Genomic DNA, 19675 nt, shown 5'->3' with positions numbered 1-19675 from the left:
CATTTCGGTAAGCTCAGTCGCGCGCCCAGATCCGCAGCCGGCCGAGCGCGGTAAAGCCGAGGGCCAAGGCATTTTCCAGGTCGTCGCCGCTCTCATAGCCGACGATCGGTTCGCCGGGAAAAAGCCGCCGCGCTTCTCTGACGAGCCCGGTGCGGATCGGCTGCTCCTTGCCGCCGATGGCAAAGACATTCGAATGGCCGATCACCTCGGCCTGGTGATTGAGAATGGCGCCGCCCTGCAGCTCCTCGCCGGAATAGGCGGCGAGGAAGGCGATCTCGGGTCTGTGCAGCAGCGGCTCGGCGAAAATGGGCGTGGCCTGCGGTTCTCCGCCCGTCCAGGCTTTCTCCCAGGCGGCGAGTTTCCCGGCGGTTTCGACGCGCTCCCATGTCAGGCCAGAGCCGTCGTCATCGAGATCGTCATCGGCGTCCAGACCGATCCATTCGGCCTCGAACAGCACGGTAAAACCCTGCGGCGCGAGATCGAGGGCGCAGTAGCTGTCCTTGATGCCCCAGCCGCCCGGCCGCGAGCGGGTGAGGACGGCGATTGTCTCCTCCTGTTCGGCGGCACTTTCCGCGCCGGCGAGCGTGATGGCATCGGGATAGAAGGGCGGAGTGCCCTGACGGTGCAGCCAGAGTGTTCGGGCAAACTCGCCGCGCTGGCCATGAGCGGCGCAGACGGCGTCGCACCAAAGCGCGTTGTTTCTGACGGCCCGATGAAGCAAAAGCGATGTCATCTTTTCCTCCCGCCTGGGGATAGCAGCATAATGCTGGCAGTTCTCGGGTTTGTCATAAGAATATCTTCACCCGTTCCGTGGCTTGTCTTTTTCCCGCATTGTTTTACGCATTGAGTCACACTATGTCCGGGAAACCCGAATGAAGCCGAGAGAGGTTCGAATGAACGACGAAGAACAAGAGGACAAGACCAAGGAACTGTCTTTGGGGAAGGACGCAGAGGCTAACCTCTTCAAATCGCGTTCGATCTTCATCTACGGCCCGATCACCATGGAGCTCGGCCAGAAGGTTTGCTCGCAGCTCGTGGCGCTTGCCGCAGCCAGCGACGAAGACATCCGCATCTACGTGAGCTCGCCTGGCGGCCACGTCGAGTCGGGCGATTCGATCCATGACATGATCAAGTTCATCAAGCCGAAGGTCTGGATGATCGGTACCGGCTGGGTCGCATCTGCCGGCGCGCTGATCTATGTCGCCGTTCCCAAGGAACAGCGTCTCTGCCTGCCGAACACCCGCTTCCTGCTGCACCAGCCCTCCGGCGGCACGCGCGGCATGGCGTCCGACATCGAGATCCAGGCCCGCGAAATCATCAAGATGAACGAGCGCCTGAACAAGATCTTCTCGGTGGCAACCGGCCAGCCGGTCGACAAGATCGCCAGGGACACGGATCGCGACTACTGGCTCTCGGCCGAAGAGGCCAAGGATTACGGCCTGGTGTCGCGCGTCATCACCTCGCAGAGCGAGATCTGATACAATCCGGGGCGTTCGCGCCCCGTTTTTTCTTTCCGCCTGCCGGTCAGCCCGGCGCCGGCTTCCAGCGCTCTTCGATGATCTCCTGCGCCAGTTCGAAGACGCCATCTTCATCTTCGCCCGCATTGTCGCCAAGCAGCGCGATCGCCGCGTCATAGACGGCGTTTTCCTCGTCGTCCGACAGAAGATTCTTTTCGTTCAATGTTTTGATGAGCGATGCGAGAATTGCCGCCGAAGAAAGGCCAACCGCTGCTCTGCTGAGGTCATCGGGATCGTCCGACATTCATTCACCTGGATTTTTGGTTCTCCACCGCAACTAAATTAGGCTTTTTTGCTCGCATAGCAAGCATTTGCCAGTTTCGGGTTCGACCGGACGTGCCTGGCGGCAGGAATCCCCGGGCTGCCAGCAATGATCCGCCTCACTGCCGCAGCAGGTTCTATCTGTGATTGTTCAACCTAAGCGCAAGTTTGAGGCATGCTTGGCGCGGCAAGATTGCCGTATTGTCCGTGTACGCATTTCAACGTGAGGTTTTGGGCCGGTTGCCGGCAAATGAATTTTCGGGGGAAGATTCCATGACAAATACGAGTGGGGTGACGACAGGTTTCTCGTTTCTATGGCGGACGCTGGACAGGGTTCCGCAGCCGCCGGAGTTCGACAAGGTGCACTCTGCCGCGACAGGCGCGCCGAGTGGTAAATCGGCGGACGAGACGCAGATAACGTCGGCAGAACTTCGCAATGCGGCGGATCGCTGGCAGGCGACCGCGATCCGCGTCCTGATCGGCGGCGCAACGGATGACTCGCTCTCTGCAGCGGCCAACAGCGTTGTCGATGCCGGGGCGGGGGACGACACGGTGAGTGTTGGAGCAAAGAGCTTCGTCGATGGCGGCGGCGGTGACGATACGATCGGCGCCTGGTCCGACAGCGTCATCTACGGCGGCGAAGGTAATGACGAGATCGATGCCTGGAGCGGCAGCGAGATCGACGGCGGCGCAGGCAACGACACGATCAAGGCATGGAGCGACAGCCGCGTGTCCTGTGGTGCGGGTGATGACACGATCGACGCAGGAGGTGGTGGGAGCTATGTCGATGGTGGCGACGGCAATGATGACATCAAGGCGTGGAGTGACATGGTCGTCAGCGGCGGAAGCGGCAACGATCGCATCAGCGCTTGGTCCGAAAGTCATGTCGACGGCGGTGCGGGCGATGATGTGATCGACGCCTGGTCTGACAGCTATGTTCATGGCGGCGCGGGCAATGACGTGATCTCCATTCATTCCGGAAGCGTGGCCGCCGGCGGCACGGGCGATGACGTGATCGATCTCGGCCCCAATGCCACAGCACGATTTGGGGCAGGAGACGGCCACGACACGATCCTGAGCCCGGGCGGGAGCGGCCGCCTAGAGCTTGGAGAGGGCTTGACCGCTGACAAGATGCGCATCGAACACAAGGACGGCAAAACGATCATATCGTTCGAAGGTCATCCGAACGACAGTATCACTCTGTCAATTTATCACAGGGTGACGGTCAACTTCGCCGACGGCTCTTCGCAGCAGCTCGAGCAGCCCATCGATCCCGAAGCCCAGGCTGCCCTAATGGCGCGGTTCAAGGAGAACTTGGACAAGCCGATCCCGCCATTCGCGACCAGATAGCGGCAGACGAACGCTTGCAGGGCCGCTTGCACTTGCATGCGGCCCAAGCTCCATGCTCCATGCGGTATTCGCCCCCCATCACGCGAGTCCCGCAATGCTCAAAGACTTTTCCGTTCAAAGCCTGTTCATGGGCGTTCTCGCGGCTTTCGCCGGCTTTGCCAGTTCGTTTGCCGTGGTGCTGCACGGGCTGCAGACGGTTGGCGCCACCGAGGCGCAGGCGGCATCGGGCCTGATGGCACTGTCGCTGGGGCTCGGGATTTGCGCCATCGTGCTGAGCTTCACGACGCGGCTGCCGGTCAGCATGGCTTGGTCGACGCCGGGGGCGGCGCTGCTTGCCAGCACCGGGATCGTCGAGGGCGGGTTCAATGCGGCCGTCGGCGCCTTCATCATCTGTGCGCTGCTGATCGTGGTTGCCGGTCTTTTCAAGCCGCTGGGCCGGGCGGTGGCGGCCATTCCCGCGCCGCTCGCCAATGCGATGCTGGCGGGCGTGCTGATCGGGCTCTGTTTTGCGCCTGTTAAGGCTGTCGGTTTCAATCCGTGGCTTGGTCTGCCGATCGTGCTGACCTGGATGGTGGTCGGCGCCTTCAAGCGGCTGCTCGCCGTACCGGCGGCACTTGCCGCCTTCGGGCTGGTAGTGGCGTTCGGTGTCGATATTCCGGATGGAGCAGGGGCGGCCGTTGGACGGGCGCTGCTGCCGACCGTCGAGTTTGTCGCCCCGGTCTTCAATCTGCCGGCCTTCATCTCGATCGCGCTGCCGCTGTTCATCGTCACCATGGCCTCGCAGAATATTCCCGGCATCGCGGTCATGAAGGTCAACGGCTACGAGCCGAAGCCCGGGCCGCTGTTTGCGATCTCCGGCGTCTTTTCACTGCTGGCTGCGCCCTTCGGTGGCCATGCGGTCAATCTGGCGGCGATCACCGCGGCGATGTGCGCCGGTCCCGATGCGCATCCGGATCCGGCCCGCCGCTACTGGGCAGTGCTGGTCTGTGGCATCTGCTACCTGATCCTCGGGCCGCTTGCCGGTGCCGTGACGACTGCGGTGGCGCTGGCGCCGCCGGTGCTGATCCAGGCGGTCGCCGGTCTTGCGCTGGTCGGCGCCTTCTCGAGCTCCGCCATGGCGGCGTTCCAGGCGCCCGAATCGCGCGAGGCGGCGGCGATCACGTTCCTGGTTACCGCGTCAGGCGTTTCCTTTGCGGGCATCTCCGGTGCTTTCTGGGGATTGCTGGCGGGCGGATTGATGCTGACGCTGCAGCATCTGGTGAAAAAGGCAAAAGCATAGGTGGGGGGTTGCCAGTTTTTTAGCGCACGGCTATAAGCCCGAGCATGAAGACCACAGGCGCAAAGATTTCTGGCACGATTGCACGCGGGCGTATCGCCCTGCGCGACAACGCGCATGCCCTGACCTCGCTTCTTCTCCTCGGCCTTACGCGCGGTTGCCGGGTCCGTTGAGGAGCGCCCGGCGGCCGAAAAGCCTGCCGGCATAAGAGCTCCTCTCACGAACGTTCAAGACCAGGCCACACAAGACCCCTACAGGTCCGCATCGAAGACGGCTCATCCCCGAACGGGCGCCGGCTTATGCGTGAAGCGAGAAGAGACGACGACAATGGACGCCAACAGCAATTCCTCCCAAACCAGCACCTCCCCGAAGGCCGGCATGCCCGAAGCAGGGCTGAAATACCGCGCCTATCCGACGATCAACATTCCTGACCGCACCTGGCCGTCGAAGACAATCACCAAGGCGCCGATCTGGTGCTCCGTGGATCTGCGCGACGGCAACCAGTCGCTGGTCAACCCGATGGGCCACGACCGCAAGGCCCGGATGTTCCAGCTGCTGCTCGACATGGGGTTCAAGGAAATCGAGATCGGTTTCCCCTCGGCTTCGCAGACCGATTTCGACTTCGCCCGCTGGTGTGTGGAAGAGGGTGGTGTGCCTGACGACGTTTCCCTGCAGGTGCTGGTGCAGTGCCGCCCGGAACTGATTACCCGCACCTTCGAATCGCTGCAGGGTGCCCACAAGCCGATCATCCATTTCTACAATTCGACCTCCGAGCTGCAGCGCCGCGTGGTGTTCGCCAAGGATGTCAACGGCATCAAGCAGATCGCCGTCGATGCGGCGAAGATGATCACCGACATGGCGGAAAGGGCCGGTGGCGGTTACCGCTTCCAGTATTCGCCGGAGAGCTTTACCGGCACCGAGCTGGAAGTGGCGCTGGAAATCTGCAACGCGGTTATCGCCGAAGTGAAGCCGACCGCAGACGACAAGCTGATCATCAACCTGCCATCGACCGTCGAGATGGCGACGCCGAACATCTATGCCGACCAGATCGAGTGGATGTGCCGGCAGATCGACAACCGCGAAAACATCATCATCTCCTTGCATCCGCATAACGACCGCGGCACCGGCATCGCCGCGACCGAACTCGGCCTGATGGCGGGTGCCGATCGTGTCGAAGGCACGCTGTTCGGCAATGGCGAGCGCACCGGTAATGTCGACGTGGTGACGCTGGCGCTGAACATGTACACGCAGGGTATCGATCCGGAACTGGATTGCTCCGATATCGAGCGGATCAAGGCCGTCTACGAATATTCCAACGAGATGGTCATTCCGGAGCGCCACCCCTATGTCGGCGAACTGGTCTATACCGCCTTCTCCGGCTCGCATCAGGATGCGATCAACAAGGGCATGAAGGCGATCAAGGTCGCCAACCATCCGGTCTGGGAAGTGCCGTATCTGCCGATCGACCCGCAGGATGTCGGCCGTTCCTACGAGGCGATCATCCGCATCAACTCGCAGTCGGGCAAGGGCGGCATCGCCTATATCCTGCAGCAGGATTACGGGCTCAACCTGCCGCGCAACCTGCAGGTCGAATACCGCGAGGAAATCCAGCGGATCACCGATGAAGAAGGCAAAGAAGTGCCATCGAAGCGGATCTACGAGCACTTCATCGACCGCTACGTGACGCAGCCGAAGGGCCGCATCAAGTTCGTCGATCACCACACATTCGCCGACCCCGAACGCAAGGGCGTGCGAGTGGTTGCTGCCGAGATCACCGACAACGGTGTGACCAAGAAGATCGAAGGCCGCGGCAACGGCCCGATCGACGGCTTCATCAACGCGCTCTCGGACTATCTCGGCGTCGAGATGTCGGTGCAGGATTATTCCGAGCACTCGCTGCAGCACGGCTCGAACGCCTCGGCGATCTCCTATGTCGAGACCGCCTATCCGGGTGGAAAGCTGTTCGGCGCCGGCATCAGCACCAATATCGTCGGCGCCTCGCTGGAAGCGATCGTCTCGGCCGCCAACCGCGTGCTCGACGTCAAGGCCGGCAAGAACTGAGATATCGACAATGAAAAGGTGCAGCGGAGCGATCCGCTGCACCTTTTTGATTCCGTTTTGCTGGGGAGCTTAGATCTCTGCCGCGACTTCCATGGCGATCTGGCTGAGCGATGCTTCGGCGGAGGGGCCGACGAGGGCGTAGGACGTACCGGCATTGTGCCAGGTCACCAGACCGACTTCGTCCTTGATGGTTTCCTTGAAGTCCTCGGTATCGGCAGGCTGGCTATCCTTGCGGAAATAGATCGAGATCAGGTCGCCGTCGGCGCTTGAATAGACCAGCTGCCCGGCCGGGCGGCCATCGCCAAGCACGACACGGGCACCCTGGAACGTCCAGCCTTCGCCGGTCAGGTCAGGCACGCGGAAGGCGACGCCGACGGTCGAGGTCAGCCAGCTTGAGATTTCTTCCGCCTGAGAGGCGGGCACTTCCACAAGATGACGGGGCTGACGGATGATCATCCGCTGATAGCCAGCCACATCGTTCAGCCAATCCTTAGTGCGCGGGCTGTCGTCGGTGACGTGCTGATCGTCGCCCGGCGTCGGATCGCCCGGGCCGATGCCGACGAGATAGCCGATGCCGCAGCCGGCAGCGAAGAGAATGAGTGCGGCGGCAAGCGCCTTCGGCCCGGAAGGCGACAGCTTCAGCGACGGGCGCGTGGCCCGCGGCGCGACAGGCGCCTTTGGCGGCTGCACGCTCTTGATCGAACGCACCAGCGCCAGAGGAACGGGCTCCTTCAGCACATCCTCAAGCCTGCGGCGGCCAAAATCGGCGCCGTGCCTCAGCTTGTCGTAGAGCCTGCGGGCGCCTTCGTCGCTGGCGATGCGCTCTTCCAACTCATGCTTCTGCTCCGGCGTCGTTTCGCCGTCGAGAAGGGCGGTCAGCTGTGCATCGAGCGGCAGTTTCTTGAAATCCGGCAAAGGTCAGTACCTGTGGTGAAAGTCGTCGGCGAGGCTGGCGAAATGCAGTCTCGCGGCGGCAAGCTGCGCCGAAACGCCGATTGCCGGAATGCCCATGATCTCGGCCGTCTGCTCGTAACTGTGACCTTCGACCACAGTCAGCAGGAAGATGCTGGCGAGGTTCTCGGGCATTTCGGCAAGCATCCGGTGGACGAGATCGGTATCGGTAACGGTGGTGCGCTCGCGGGCGGCCTCGCGGATGTCGGTGACGTTGCCTTTCGGCGCGGCAGGGCGGGGGCGGCGCTTGCGGCCTTCGTCATTCCAGAGATGCCGCGCGAGCGTATAGACCCAGCTTTCCAGCCGTCCTTCGCCGTTCCACTGCTGGCTCTTGGCGACGGCGCGCTGACAGACGCTCTGCACCAGTTCATCGGCTGCCGCGACATCACCCGTCAGCGTCATCGCAAAACGGCGCAACCGCGGCAGCAAGCCGACTAGGTCGCGTCGGATGTCGATGGTCGTTACGGGCTGACGCATAGTCTCATTTCATGAACATGTCCGGCGCGAAGCGCCGGTGCGGGTAAACGATTTTATATCGCGAATGTGACCTTTATGAAACAAGTTTGACGTGCTTCGCAACCAGAAGAGAGGCTAAGCGGCGATTTCCCAAAGGTTTTCCGCCGCTCATCACACGCTCGTGTTTCAATAGGTCCTGTAACCGTTCAAGCTCTGCAGCAGCGCGCGGTAGGCCCAGGTGTTTTCGCCGCCGCGATCGCGGATTTCGACGAGCTGAACCTTGGCGCCCTGAACGTCTCCTTGTTCCACCAATGCCTGGCCCATGTATGACCGGGCGAGGATATAATTCTCATCGGCCTGCAGTGCCTTGCGGTAGTAGGACATGCCGAGTTCGAAGCGGCCGGCCTTGCGGTTGGCATAGCCGAGATAGTTGAGGATGCGCGGATCGCTCTGGTTCTTGGCGAGGTTCAGAATGTTGATGGCATTCTCATACTGGCCGGCATAGGCGAATTCGCGGGCGAACTTTTAGAGATCGTCGTCGTTGAAGCTCTGCTTCTTGGCGTCGACGCATTCCTTCTTGTCCTTGTCCCAGACCTTGCCATCGGCGCATTTGGTCGTCGTCTCGGTCTTTGGCGGCGGGCTGGTCTCGTCGTTCTCGTCACCGACTGCGAAGGCCGGTGCGGCAAGCCCGGCGGCAAGGCCAAAGGCGAGGGTGAGGCGGCAGATACGGTTGGCGGCGATGCGCATGAGAGGCTCCCTGATCGGCGTCGATGGCGCGATTGTACGCCTCGATCTGGAAATACCAAGGGCAGGATTACCGCGCGGGAAAAATCCTCGCAAAGCGATTCAAGCTGCGGCGAAACTGATTCCGCTTTTGCTGCTAAAGCTTGAAAATATCGACGCTTTCGGGCGAAACGCCATCGCCCTGATCGTTGAGGCTGAAGCGTTCGCCCTTCAGTTCCCAGGCGCCGGGCGAGCCATCGATCGAGAAGAGATTATAGGCGGCGCGCGGCTTCATGCCGCCGGGGCCCTGAGAGGCGGATGCGATGCCGACGACGGGGACCGGGCCTGTCTGTCCCTTCAGCCAGTATAGCGTATTGAGATGGGTGTGGCCGTGCAGCACGAGCTCGGCGCCGCCTGATGTGACGACGGCGGCGAAGCGGCGGATGCCAATCATCCGCTTGTGAAACGAGGTGGCGCCACGGATCGGCGGATGGTGGATCATCACCACGCGGAAGAGCCCGGCTTCACCTGCGGCGCGCAGCATGTTGACCGCCTCGCGAGCCTGGCGCTGGCCGAAGAAACCGCTGGCGGCAAAGGGGGGCGTTGCGACGGCGGTCGAGCAGCCGATGATCGCGACTTTGCCGCGGACCCTCAGATAGGGGAAGATATGCTTGTCTTCCTGCCATTCGGCAGGCGCCAGGTCGCCGCGCACATAATCGTACCAAGCACGCATCGACTTCTCGTAGGCACCCGGCACATAGGCGTCGTGATTGCCGGGGACGATCGACGTCTCCTCGGGATCGCCGAGATCGCGCAGCCAGCCGGCGGCGGAGCGGATTTCCAGCCCGCTCGCCAGATTGACGAGATCGCCGGTGACCGCCAGATGGTCTGCCTTATGAGCGCGGATGTCTTCCAGAAGCAGATCCAGCGTTCCGCCGAAAAGATGCTTGCGCCGGTTACGGTGCCAGTTCACAAAGCCGGTGATGCGCTTCGAGAAGAGCTCGCGGAATGAAAGACGGGGAAGTGGGCCGAGGTGAATGTCTGAGATATGCGCGAGCTTGAACATGCTACGACACATAGACCAGGATATTTACAATTCAAACACATCTGCTTGAACGAAATAGTGAAAACGGAACGATGGCGAGCAACGAGATCAGGTCTTGGCAGTCGAAAATCCTGATGCGGGTCGTCCACGTTTACTTCGCCATGACGCGCGGGATGACGATGGGCGTGCGCGCGGCCTGTTTCGATCCGTCGGGCAAGGTGTTCCTCGTCCGACATAGCTATGTGCCGGGCTGGCATATGCCGGGCGGCGGCATCGAGCGGCGGGAAACGTCGCATGAGGCGCTGGTCAAGGAATTGCGGGAAGAGGGGAACCTTCGGATCGTCGGCGAGCCGAAGCTCTTTCAGGTCTATCTGAACAGGTCGGCCAGCCGGCGCGACCATGTGGTCTTCTACCGTGCCGATGTCGAGCAGACGGCGCCACGCCAGCCCGATATGGAAATCGTAGAGAGCGGTTTCTTCGCGCTCGATGCGCTGCCGGAGGGGACCACCGATGCGACGAAGCGCCGCCTCAGGGAATTGAGCGGCGCAGAGCCGGCCGCTCAATATTGGTAGGGGTCAGGCGGCCGCAAGCTTGGTGCGGCCATGCGGCCGGTCGAGATCGAGCTCCGGGCCGACAGGGACGATGCCGGTCGGGTTGATCGTCTTGTGGCTGCGGTAATAATGTTCCTTGATGTGGCGCATGTTCACCGTCTCCTTGACGCCAGGCGTCTGGTAGAGGTCACGCAGGTAGCCCGACAGGTTCGGGTAGTCGTCGATGCGGCGGATATTGCATTTGAAATGGCCGACATAGACGGGGTCGAAGCGCACCAGCGTGGTGAACAGCCGCCAGTCTGCCTCCGTCAGGGTATCGCCGAACAGGTAGCGGCCCTTGCCGAGGCGGGCTTCCAGCACATCCAGCGTTTCGAACAGCTTGACGACGCTTTGGCCATAGGCTTCCTGCGTGGTCGCAAAACCGGCCTTGTAGACGCCGTTGTTGACGGTGTTGTAGACCAGCGCGTTCAACTCGTTGATTTCGGCGGCGAGAGTGGCCGGATAGAGGTCGAGCGTCGAGCCGGTGATGCCGTCGAAGGCGCTGTTGAACATGCGGATGATTTCGGACGACTCGTTGTTAACGATCGTGCCGGTCTTCTTGTCCCAGAGAACCGGAACGGTGACACGGCCCGAATATTTAGGATCGGCCTTCACGTAGATTTCCCAGAGCGCCTTTGCGCCGAACAGGTGGTCGCCGGTGGCGCCTTCGCTGATCTGGAATTCCCAGCCGTTTTCCACCATCAGCGGATCGACGACGGAGACGGAGATGATGTCTTCCAGCTTCTTCAGCTTGCGGAAGATCAGCGTGCGGTGTGCCCAGGGACAGGCGAGCGAGACATATAGATGGTAGCGGTCGCGCTCGGCCTTGAAGCCGCCGGTGCCGGAGGGGCCGGCCGCGCCATCGGAAGTCACCCAGTTGCGGAACTGCGATGCGGCCCGTTTGAAATGGCCCTTGGTTTCCTTCGTATCGTACCAGACGTCATGCCAGACGCCTTCCACCAGCATGCCCATTGCGTGTTTCCTTCGAATTGGTCTCGTTGAGGCAAAGATATCGCAGACGGCCGGTCTTTGCAGCGGGCAAAGATTGAACAGTGCGTCACAGGCCATTTTGCGCTGCCTGCATTTTGCGTTGGACGGCGGATTTTTTTCCTGCTATCGGCCTTTTCACGATTTTCCTGCGGAACCCGATTTGATGCACGCAATCAGAAGCCTGCGACGACGCTGAAGCTCCCGAACGCCTGAGGGCGTGTTCGAGAACCCCAGCTTTCTGTCTATCCGGTTTCTGTCTCATCATGCACAAGCACGATCTGGTCTACCTCACTGAGGATGCGTCTCACGACGGCGCAATCGAACTCATCAACGAAGAAGCATTTGGTCCCGGCCGGCACACCCGTGCGGCAGCGCGCATCCGCGAGCAGGGGCCGCATGATCTGTCGCTCTCCTTCATCTGCGCCGACGACGGCGAGACCATCGCTTCCGTGCGGATGACGCCGGTGACGGCCGGTGGCGTGAAGGGGCATCTGCTCGGGCCGCTCGCGGTGCGCCCGTCGCACAAGAGCCGGGGCATCGGGCGCGAGCTGGTGCGGATCGCGGTGGAAGCTGCGAAACGCAAGGGTTCGGAGGCGATCATCCTTGTTGGCGATCCGCCCTATTATTGCCAGCTCGGCTTCGAAAGGGTGGCGCATAACGCGCTCAGCTTCCCGGGGCCGGTCGATCCGGCGCGCGTTCTCGTCGTGCCGGTCAGCGATGACGCCCATCAGCGGCTGAAGGGCTCAATTAGCTGGCGTAAATAGAGCTTATGCTTTATCAAGCCCCTGATTTTGCTTGGGACTCACCAGGCGCTTTTCAGCTGGGGGCGGCATGAGCGGACTATCGATGGACGAAGCGCTGGAGCGTGCCGGAACCGGCGCTTTCCAGCGGCGGCTGATGGGGATCTTCGGGCTCGTCTGGACAGCGGATGCGATGCAGGTGCTGGCCGTCGGCTTTACCGCCGCCTCGATCGCCGCGACCTTCGAGATCACCGTGGCGCAGGCGTTGCAGACCGGAACTGTGTTCTTCCTGGGCATGCTGATCGGTGCCGTGGTCTTCGGGCGGCTGGCTGATCGTTTGGGGCGGCGCTACGTGCTGATCCTCACCGTCGCCTGCGATGCCATCTTTGGCCTGCTGTCGATCTTCGCGCCCGATTTTACCAGCTTGCTGGTTCTGCGCCTGCTGACCGGCATGGCGGTCGGTGGCACGCTGCCGGTCGACTACGCGATGATGGCTGAATTCCTGCCGTCGAAGAACCGTGGCCGCTGGCTGGTGATGCTCGAAGGCTTCTGGGCCATCGGGACGCTGATCGTGGCGCTCGCGGCCTGGGCGGCAAGTGTGGCGGGCGTCGCCGATGCCTGGCGCTATATCTTTGCCGTCACGGCGGTACCGGCGATCCTTGGCGTCGCGCTCCGCTTCTTCGTGCCGGAATCGCCGCATTACCTGCTGCGGTCGGGCCGGGCTGCCGATGCCAAAGCGATCGTCAACCGGATGCTCGAGGCCCATGGGAAGCCACCGCTTGCCACCGGCGACGAGATTGTCGCCGCGCCGCATGCCGCCTCGGAAGGGCTGTTTTCGCCCGATCTTCGCCGCCGCAGCCTGATGATCCTGGCGATCTGGTTCCTGGTTTCCGTTTCTTATTACGGCGTCTTCACCTGGATGCCCGCGAAGCTGGCGGGCGAGGGCTTCGGTTTCGTGCGCGGCTACGGCTTCCTGGTCTTCGTCGCGCTAGCGCAGATCCCGGGCTATGCGCTTGCGGCCTATGGCGTGGAAGCGTGGGGACGGCGGCCGACGCTGATCAGTTTCTGCCTGCTGTCGGCTGCCGGGTGCCTGCTGTTCGTCCTGTCGCCCGATGATCTCCTGATCGGTGCCTCGCTGCTGATCATGAGCTTTGCGCTGCTCGGCACCTGGGGCGCGCTTTATGCCTATACGCCCGAACTCTATCCGACCGCATCGCGCGCCACCGGCATGGGCGCTGCGGGCGCCATGGCCCGCCTCGGCGGTCTCGTGGCTCCTTCGGTAATGACCTTCGTGGTGACGATGGGGCTTGGCGTGGCGATCGGGCTGTTTGCCGGATTGCTGGTGATTGCCGCTCTGGCGGCGCTGGCGATCGACGCGGAAACGCGCCAGACTTCACTTACTTAAGCCTCGAAACGCTTCTTCAGCCAGGTGAAGGTATGGCCGCCGGCGAATTCGCCGAGCGCGCCGATCGTCTCGTAGCCGTAGCGCTGGTAGACCTTGAGGGCATCCGGGCTCATCGTATCGATAAATGCGCCGATGCAGCCGCGGCGCTTCGCTTCGTCTTCCGCCATATGCAGTAGCGTTCCCGCCATGCCTTTGCCGCGCAGGTCCTCGGGAACGAAGAGCATCTCGATATAGAGCCAGTCGCGGGCGGTGTAGCCGACGAGCCCGCCGCATATCTCGCCGTCATCGCCGCGCAGGCGGATCGCCAGCTTTTCGCGGCCGCTCTCGCCGAAGCGGGCGAGATTGTAGGCGATCAGCGGGTCGGCGATCTTCTTGCGGTCCTTCTTGGAAAGAACCTTGGTGACCTTCAGCTTCTGCGGGGCCATGGCTGCACTCTTCGGCGGCGATTGCTATCGCCTGCCGATATCAGAGTCTCGCCTTCGCACAAAGCCGCTCAGCGCCCCTCACGCCACCACATGGCGCCGAAGGCCAGCAGCAGGACGCCGACGCCGGCAAAACCGGCAAATAGCGGCAGCGTGTTGATGCCCTTCAGCACCGTTTCGTTGGTGAGCTTGATCTGCATGCGCTCGCTGTCGGCGACACGGATCTGGCCGCGCACCGGCAGAACCGGCGGCACTTCGATGGCGCCGCTAGCATCCGAAACGCGGGCGACGAGGCCGCGGGTCTTGTCGGTGATCGGCTTCAGGGCTTCAGTCGTCGAAACCATCGCCTTGAACTCGGGCGCATCGACGGCGCCGACATGGACGAGGGTCGTCAGGTCGCCGTTGCGGATCTCGAAGAGGCCGATCTCGTCCATCTTCTTCTCGGCCTTGTAGAGGCCGGGCTCGGACTGGGCGAGCGGCAGGTTTTCGGTCTTGCCGGATGGATAGCGGACGGTTGCCTCGCCGGGATCGCCGCCGATCGTCTGGCGAGTGATCTCGAGCGTACGGCCCTGGGCGCGGGCGGTCAGCGCCTCTTCCTCAAGAGCCGGTTCCTTCATCAGCCAATGGGCGATGCGTCGGTAGAGCGAGACGTGCGGACCGCCGCCCTCGAAGCCGCGGGCCCAGAGCCAGCCCTGATCGGAGAGCAGCATGGCGACACGGCCCTGGCCGGCGCGGTTCAGGACCAGCAGAGGATTGTTGTCGGCTCCGACCATGACGGTCTGGCCCTGCGGCTGCTCGACGCCGACGGAACGGAACCAGCGGCCCCAATGCGGCGGCTCGTCGGCGGAACCGTCGAGGCCGCGGGTGACCGGGTGCTTGCGACCCTCGTCCGAGAGGCGGGGATAGAAGGCTTTCTCGATCATCTGGCCCGTCGGTGCCGCAGGCAGAACCGATTGCAGCGGCGTCAGCGCGATCGAATCCTGGCCGGCATGTTCGGGGCCGGCGGCGATCAGCAGCGCACCGCCGTTTTCGACGTACTGGGCGATGTAATCGTAATAGAGGATCGGCAGCACGCCGCGATGCTGATAGCGGTCGAAGATGATGAGATCGAAATCCTTGATCTTGTCGACGAACAGCTCGCGGGTCGGGAAGGCGATCAGCGACAGCTCGTTGATCGGCGTGCCGTCCTGCTTTTCCGGCGGACGCAGGATGGTGAAATGCACCAGATCGACTGAGGCGTCCGACTTCAGCAGATTGCGCCAGGCGCGTTCGCCGGCATGCGGCTCGCCCGACACGAGGAGCACGCGCAGGTTTTCGCGGATACCGTCGATGACATGGACGGCGCGATTGTTGGCTTCCGTCACTTCGCCCGGCAGGGCGGCGACGGCAAATTCCAGCACGTTGCTGCCGCCGCGCGGCACGCGGAAGGAGAAGGGCGTATCCTGACCGGGTGTGGCCTGCAGCGTGGCGATCTCGTCGCCGTTCAGTTTGACGGTGACGGTCGCGGTGCCGCCCGGGCTCGGGCCATCGTCGAAGACGCGCAGGACAAGTTGCTGTTCTTCGTTGACGATGCCGAAGCGCGGCGCCTTGATGACCTCGATGCGGCGGTCGAATTCGTCGGGCTTGCCGGTGATCAGCCCGTGGATCGGGGCGTCGAAACCGAGTGCCTGGTTGACACCGGGAACATCGTGAACCTCGCCGTCCGTCAGCATGATCGCGCCGCCGATGCGGGCGGGCGGAACGTCGGCGACGGCGGCCGAGAGCGCATTGAAGAGGCGCGTGGAGGGCGCGTCGGAATCCTCGGGTTCGGTCGCCTCGACATAGCGGGGCTCGATATCGGGGAAGCGTGACAGCCGGTCTTTCAGCTGCGCCAGCGCATCGTCGGTCATCTTGATGCGCTCGGGCGTCTGCTGGCTCTGGCTGCGATCGACGATCACAGGGACCACCGTCGAAAGCGGCTCGCGGTCCTCCTGCATCAGCAGGGGGTTGGCGAGGGCGGCAAGCAGGGCGATGGCCGCGACCGTGCGGATCCAGGCGCCGCGGACGCCACGCAGGATGGCAAACGCGGCAACGGCAGCGACGATCACGGCGAGGACGGCCAGGATCGGCCAGGGAATGAAGGGGGCGAAATTGAGCGTCATGTCACTGCCCCAGACGTTCGAGGAGGGCGGGGACGTGGACCTGATCGGTCTTGTAGTTGCCGGTCAGCATATACATCATGATGTTGACGCCGGCGCGATAGGCATATTCGCGCTGCGCCTCGTCCGGCGGCACGGTCGGCAGCAGCGGCGTTCCGTTTTCATCGACCGCCCAGGCACCGGCAAAGTCGTTGCCCGTGATCAGGATCGGCGAGACGCCGTCGGCGGAGGCGGCGGATTTCGGATCGCTGGCGCGATTGTCCTGGCGGGCCTCGATCCACAGCGGGCTGCCGGCATAGCGGCCGGGGAAGCTCGACAGCAGATAGAAGGACTTGGTCAACACGTGGTCGGAGGGCACCGGTTCCAGCGGCGGAATGTCGAGATTGGCAAGGATCTGCTGCAGCCGTTCGCCATTGGCGCTCTGCGCGCCGGCCGAATTGTCGAGGGCACTGAACTGGTCGCGGGTATCGAAGAGCACGGTGCCGCCAGCGCGCATATAGGCATCGATGCGGTTGATCGCTGCGGTCGATGGCATCGGGGCGGAGGCGGAAACCGGCCAGTAGATGATCGGGTAGAAGGAGAGCTCGTCCTTGGTCAGGTCGAGGCCAACGGGCGGTGCCGGTTCCAAGGTCGTGCGGTAGGTCAGGAATTCCGTCAGCCCTTCGAGGCCGCGCTCGGAAATATTGTCGACGTCCTGTTCGCCGGTCACGACATAGGCGAGATGGGTGTTGTCGAGCCGCTGCAGGATCAGGTCGTCACCGGGCTTGGAATCGTCGGCGCGCAGATCATGCGGCTGCAGGAAGAGGCCGGCGGCAATCGCCACGGCGATCAGCGCGGCGCTGCGGGCGGCCGGGCGAAGGCGCGAGAAGGCGCCGCTCATGAACATCACGATCAGGCTGTCGGCGAGCAGCAGCAGGAAGGCGATCAGGAAGAGGGCAGGCTTGGCCGACCACGTTTCGCCGCCGATCAATCCGGCGCGGATGACGGTGACGCCTGCGGTGTCCAGCGGCTTCAGTTCGGCATTATCAGGCAATACATTCAACGCGGTAAAGCCATCTTCTGAACCATAGAGTCCGGGCGGGTTGTCGAAGTTCGAGACCGGTGCGGCCTTGGCGTTCAGGATCAGCGGGCGGGCGGTTCCGGTTTCGGTGGTCAGCACGCCCTTGGCGTCCAGCAGCCGGAAGGGCGGCAGTGCTTCGGCGGTCGATGCCGCACCGGCCTCGGAGGTCACGCCGCCGGAGCGGGAGAGCTGGACGATACGGCGGAGCATTTCCACGAAGTTGCCGGAGATCGGCAGGTTCGACCATGTGGCCTCGGCGCTGACATGGAACAGCACGATGCGGCCGGCACTGATCGGCTTGGTGGTGACGAGCGGCGTGCCGTCGGCAAGGCTGGCCCAGGTGCGTTCGGCAAGGTCGGGTGTCGGCTCGGCGAGCACTTGCCGCTTGATCGTCACGTCGGTTGGCCTCGCCATGCCGGCGAAGGGTCCGAAATTCGGGAAGTCGGCCAGCGGCTGCGGTTCGGCCCAGGAGAGAGCGCCGCCGAGCGCACGCTCGCCCTGGCGCAGCGTCACCGGCACCAGCGGATCATCGGCGGGGGCTGCGGCAAGGCGCGGACCGGCGAAGCGGATCAGCGTGCCGCCATTGGCGATCCAGCGCTGCAGCGGCTCGTAGGTTTCCTGCGGCAGACGGCCGATATCGGCCATGATGATCACGGACGGGTTCTGCGCAAGAAGATCCGGGATCGAGGTGGCGAGATCGGGCGAGTTCGGTTCGATCAAATCCGCGTAGGGCTGCAGGGCGCGCTGGATGTAATAGAGCGGCGAAAGCAGCGGCTGGAATTCGTCACCGGCTTCGCCCGACAGCAGCACGACGCGGCGGCGCTTGAAGCCGTCGTCGAGCAGGTGGACGGAACCAGCCGTCGCATGGGCGTCGATGCTGACGCGGGCGAAATCGTTGCGCATCTCGAAGGGGGCGGCGATCGACCCCGTCGCCACCGACTGGCCTGGCTGGAAGGTGACGGAACCGGCGGCAATCGCGCGGCCCTGGGCGTCCTGCGCCGTCAGCGGCAATTGCGAGGCGGCCGACGTGTCGAGGCGGGTGGCGGTGACGGTCATCGCATCGGCGGCATTTGCCGCACCGGTGATGGCGATCGTCTGCGCCCTGTCGCCTTCGACGAGGCGCAGTTCGGCTGGCTGCAGGTTGGCGAGGTCGCGGACGACTGTTTCGTTGTCCCTGGAGGCGGCGCCGTCGGACAGGAAGGCGAGCGTGCCGGGCTTGGTGCCGTTCAAGGCCGCACGCAGCGCCTCGAAGGCGCGCTGGCGGTCGGGAACGAGGGGCTTGGGTTCGGCGGCGCGCAGCTTGTCGCGGGCGACGGCCGCGGTGCCGGGAACCGCATCGTTGGTCGGGTCGGCGGTGAAGGCGATGGCGACGGGGCTGCCTGCGGATTCCGCGTCGTCGATCAGCGCTTCGGCCGTCTGCACGCGGCGCTCCCAATCCGGTGCGGTTGCCCAGCCGTTATCGACGAAGAGCACGAGCGGGCCGCCGGAGGCCAGCGAATTGGTGCGCGGATTGAATACCGGATCGGCGATCGCCAGGATCACGGCGGCGGCGAGCAGCATGCGCAGCAGCGTCAGCCACCAGGGGCTCTGCGCCGGTGTTTCCTCGCGCTTTAGAACGGTCGCGAGGATTTTCAGTGGTGGAAAGACTTCGGTCTTCGGGCGCGGCGGCGTCAACCGCAGCAGCCACCAAATGACGGGGAGGGCGATGAGAGCGCCGAGGATGGCGGGATAGGCGAAAGCGAAGGGAAGGGCGTTCACAGCTGCCCTCCATGCGTTGCCTTGGCCGGCATGCCGGAGAGATACATGTGGATCGCCACCAGCGCTTCGGATGCCAGATGGTCGGTCCGGTGGGTGACGAAGGTCCAGCCGAGATGACGCAGCGACTGGCCGAGACTGTCGCGCCGGGCGAGATAGGCGCGGGTATAGGCATCGCGGATATTCTCGGCGCGGCCGGAGACGAGCTTGGAGCCGGTTTCCGGATCGGTGAATTCGGTGCGGCCGCTATAGGGGAAGATTTCCTCGGCCGGATCGGCCACTTCGACGACATGGCCGCGCAGGCCGCGGCGGGCAAGCGGCGTCAGCCGCGCCATAACGGCATCGGCATCGTCAAGGAAATCGCCGATCAGCACCAGATCGCTCCAGCCGCGGATCATCGCCACTTCGGGCAGCCCGCCGGTGAGCTGCGAATGCATCAGTGCGGTTGCCAGACGCTCGGCGGCATTGCGTGCCGAAACCGGCTCCATGACGCCGGGGCAGCCGATGCGTTCGCCTGAGCGCGCCAGAATTTCGGCAAGCGCCAGCATGATGACAAGCGCGCGGCTCTCCTTGGACACGCTGCCGAGCGTCGACTTGTACATCATCGACGGCGACATGTCGGCAAAGAGCCAGATCGTGTGGGCGGCTTCCCATTCGCGTTCGCGGATATAGGTGTGGTCGTCGCGGGCCGAGCGGCGCCAGTCGATGCGCGACAGGCTCTCGCCTTCGGTATAGGGGCGGAACTGCCAGAAATTCTCGCCGATGCCGCGCTTGCGGCGGCCGTGCCAGCCGGCGATTACCGTGTTGGCGATGCGTTTGGCTTCGACCAGACAATCGGGCACCAGCGAGGCGCGCTGCCTTGCTCGTGCAAGCGCATCGCTGCCCGGTGTCGGATTGACGATCTGTCCGATAGACGCCACGCGTTCTCTATCCTT

At 63.4% G+C, this 19675-nt stretch carries 17 protein-coding genes and 1 pseudogene; 7 read left to right on the top strand and 11 right to left on the bottom strand.

Annotated elements, in window-relative coordinates; genetic code table 11:
- Positions 1 to 13: 13 nt before the first annotated feature.
- The gene (locus AC1DIJ_RS07255) at positions 14 to 733 is read right to left on the bottom strand and encodes a hypothetical protein (RefSeq protein ID WP_112386218.1); all 720 of its coding nucleotides are present in this window, start codon (positions 731 to 733) and stop codon (positions 14 to 16) included.
- 160 nt (positions 734 to 893) lie between these two features.
- Here AC1DIJ_RS07255 and AC1DIJ_RS07250 point away from each other — a divergent pair, with 160 nt between their 5' ends.
- Entirely contained in the window at positions 894 to 1478 is a 585-nt protein-coding gene (locus AC1DIJ_RS07250) for an ATP-dependent Clp protease proteolytic subunit (RefSeq protein ID WP_112386219.1), read from the top strand.
- Between the two features lie 46 nt (positions 1479 to 1524).
- On the opposite strand, the gene AC1DIJ_RS07245 is transcribed toward AC1DIJ_RS07250, so the two are convergent.
- Positions 1525 to 1761, bottom strand: coding sequence for a hypothetical protein (locus AC1DIJ_RS07245; protein WP_112386220.1), 237 nt, complete (start codon positions 1759 to 1761; stop codon positions 1525 to 1527).
- Between the two features lie 290 nt (positions 1762 to 2051).
- Between AC1DIJ_RS07245 and AC1DIJ_RS07240 the strand changes: the two genes are divergently transcribed.
- From AC1DIJ_RS07240 to leuA, 3 genes are all read left to right on the top strand, one after another.
- Entirely contained in the window at positions 2052 to 3128 is a 1077-nt protein-coding gene (locus AC1DIJ_RS07240) for a calcium-binding protein (protein WP_112386221.1), read from the top strand.
- A 94-nt stretch (positions 3129 to 3222) separates the two neighbouring features.
- Positions 3223 to 4407, top strand: coding sequence for a benzoate/H(+) symporter BenE family transporter (locus AC1DIJ_RS07235; RefSeq protein ID WP_112386222.1), 1185 nt, complete (start codon positions 3223 to 3225; stop codon positions 4405 to 4407).
- Positions 4408 to 4731: 324 nt separating this feature from the next.
- Positions 4732 to 6465, top strand: coding sequence for a 2-isopropylmalate synthase (gene leuA / locus AC1DIJ_RS07230; RefSeq protein WP_112386223.1), 1734 nt, complete (start codon positions 4732 to 4734; stop codon positions 6463 to 6465).
- Positions 6466 to 6534: 69 nt separating this feature from the next.
- On the opposite strand, the gene AC1DIJ_RS07225 is transcribed toward leuA, so the two are convergent.
- The 4 genes and pseudogenes from AC1DIJ_RS07225 to AC1DIJ_RS07210 form a co-directional block, all read right to left on the bottom strand.
- Positions 6535 to 7380: an anti-sigma factor family protein gene (locus AC1DIJ_RS07225; protein ID WP_112386224.1), complete on the bottom strand. Its 846-nt coding sequence runs from the start codon at positions 7378 to 7380 to the stop codon at positions 6535 to 6537.
- A 3-nt stretch (positions 7381 to 7383) separates the two neighbouring features.
- A complete protein-coding gene (locus tag AC1DIJ_RS07220) occupies positions 7384 to 7893 on the bottom strand; it encodes an RNA polymerase sigma factor (RefSeq protein ID WP_112386225.1) in 510 nt (169 codons plus the stop codon).
- Positions 7894 to 8058: 165 nt separating this feature from the next.
- Positions 8059 to 8619, bottom strand: a pseudogene (locus AC1DIJ_RS07215) (tetratricopeptide repeat protein).
- Between the two features lie 133 nt (positions 8620 to 8752).
- Entirely contained in the window at positions 8753 to 9661 is a 909-nt protein-coding gene (locus AC1DIJ_RS07210) for a metallophosphoesterase family protein (protein WP_112386226.1), read from the bottom strand.
- A gap of 71 nt (positions 9662 to 9732) precedes the next feature.
- Here AC1DIJ_RS07210 and AC1DIJ_RS07205 point away from each other — a divergent pair, with 71 nt between their 5' ends.
- Entirely contained in the window at positions 9733 to 10212 is a 480-nt protein-coding gene (locus AC1DIJ_RS07205) for an NUDIX domain-containing protein (protein ID WP_112386227.1), read from the top strand.
- A 3-nt stretch (positions 10213 to 10215) separates the two neighbouring features.
- On the opposite strand, the gene AC1DIJ_RS07200 is transcribed toward AC1DIJ_RS07205, so the two are convergent.
- A complete protein-coding gene (locus AC1DIJ_RS07200; protein WP_112386228.1) occupies positions 10216 to 11202 on the bottom strand; it encodes a glutathione S-transferase family protein in 987 nt (328 codons plus the stop codon).
- A 281-nt stretch (positions 11203 to 11483) separates the two neighbouring features.
- On the opposite strand from AC1DIJ_RS07200, the gene AC1DIJ_RS07195 reads away from it, so the two are divergent.
- Both AC1DIJ_RS07195 and AC1DIJ_RS07190 read left to right on the top strand, forming a co-directional pair.
- Positions 11484 to 11984, top strand: coding sequence for a GNAT family N-acetyltransferase (locus AC1DIJ_RS07195; RefSeq protein ID WP_112386229.1), 501 nt, complete (start codon positions 11484 to 11486; stop codon positions 11982 to 11984).
- A 67-nt stretch (positions 11985 to 12051) separates the two neighbouring features.
- Positions 12052 to 13365: an MFS transporter gene (locus AC1DIJ_RS07190; RefSeq protein WP_112386230.1), complete on the top strand. Its 1314-nt coding sequence runs from the start codon at positions 12052 to 12054 to the stop codon at positions 13363 to 13365.
- Here AC1DIJ_RS07190 and AC1DIJ_RS07185 read toward each other — a convergent pair.
- The 4 genes from AC1DIJ_RS07185 to AC1DIJ_RS07170 all read right to left on the bottom strand — a co-directional run bounded on the left by AC1DIJ_RS07185 (position 13362) and on the right by AC1DIJ_RS07170 (position 19660).
- A complete protein-coding gene (locus AC1DIJ_RS07185; protein WP_112386231.1) occupies positions 13362 to 13790 on the bottom strand; it encodes a GNAT family N-acetyltransferase in 429 nt (142 codons plus the stop codon). The genes AC1DIJ_RS07190 and AC1DIJ_RS07185 overlap by 4 nt on opposite strands.
- A 68-nt stretch (positions 13791 to 13858) precedes the next feature.
- Positions 13859 to 15928 carry a hypothetical protein gene (locus tag AC1DIJ_RS07180; RefSeq protein WP_112386232.1) on the bottom strand — a complete coding sequence of 690 codons (2070 nt, stop codon included), beginning with the start codon at positions 15926 to 15928 and terminating at the stop codon, positions 13859 to 13861.
- A gap of 1 nt (position 15929) precedes the next feature.
- Complete coding sequence (locus AC1DIJ_RS07175; protein ID WP_112386233.1) at positions 15930 to 18743, bottom strand: DUF4159 domain-containing protein; 2814 nt, start codon at positions 18741 to 18743, stop codon at positions 15930 to 15932.
- Positions 18740 to 19660, bottom strand: a complete 921-nt coding sequence (locus AC1DIJ_RS07170; protein WP_112386234.1) for a DUF58 domain-containing protein — start codon at positions 19658 to 19660, stop codon at positions 18740 to 18742. Before AC1DIJ_RS07170 ends, AC1DIJ_RS07175 begins: the two co-directional genes overlap by 4 nt.
- Positions 19661 to 19675: the final 15 nt, after the last annotated feature.

The sequence above is a fragment of the Rhizobium sp. 10N427 genome (assembly GCF_056394605.1).
Note: the sequence above shows the minus strand (reverse complement) of the source record. Positions and strands in the feature narration are given on the sequence as shown.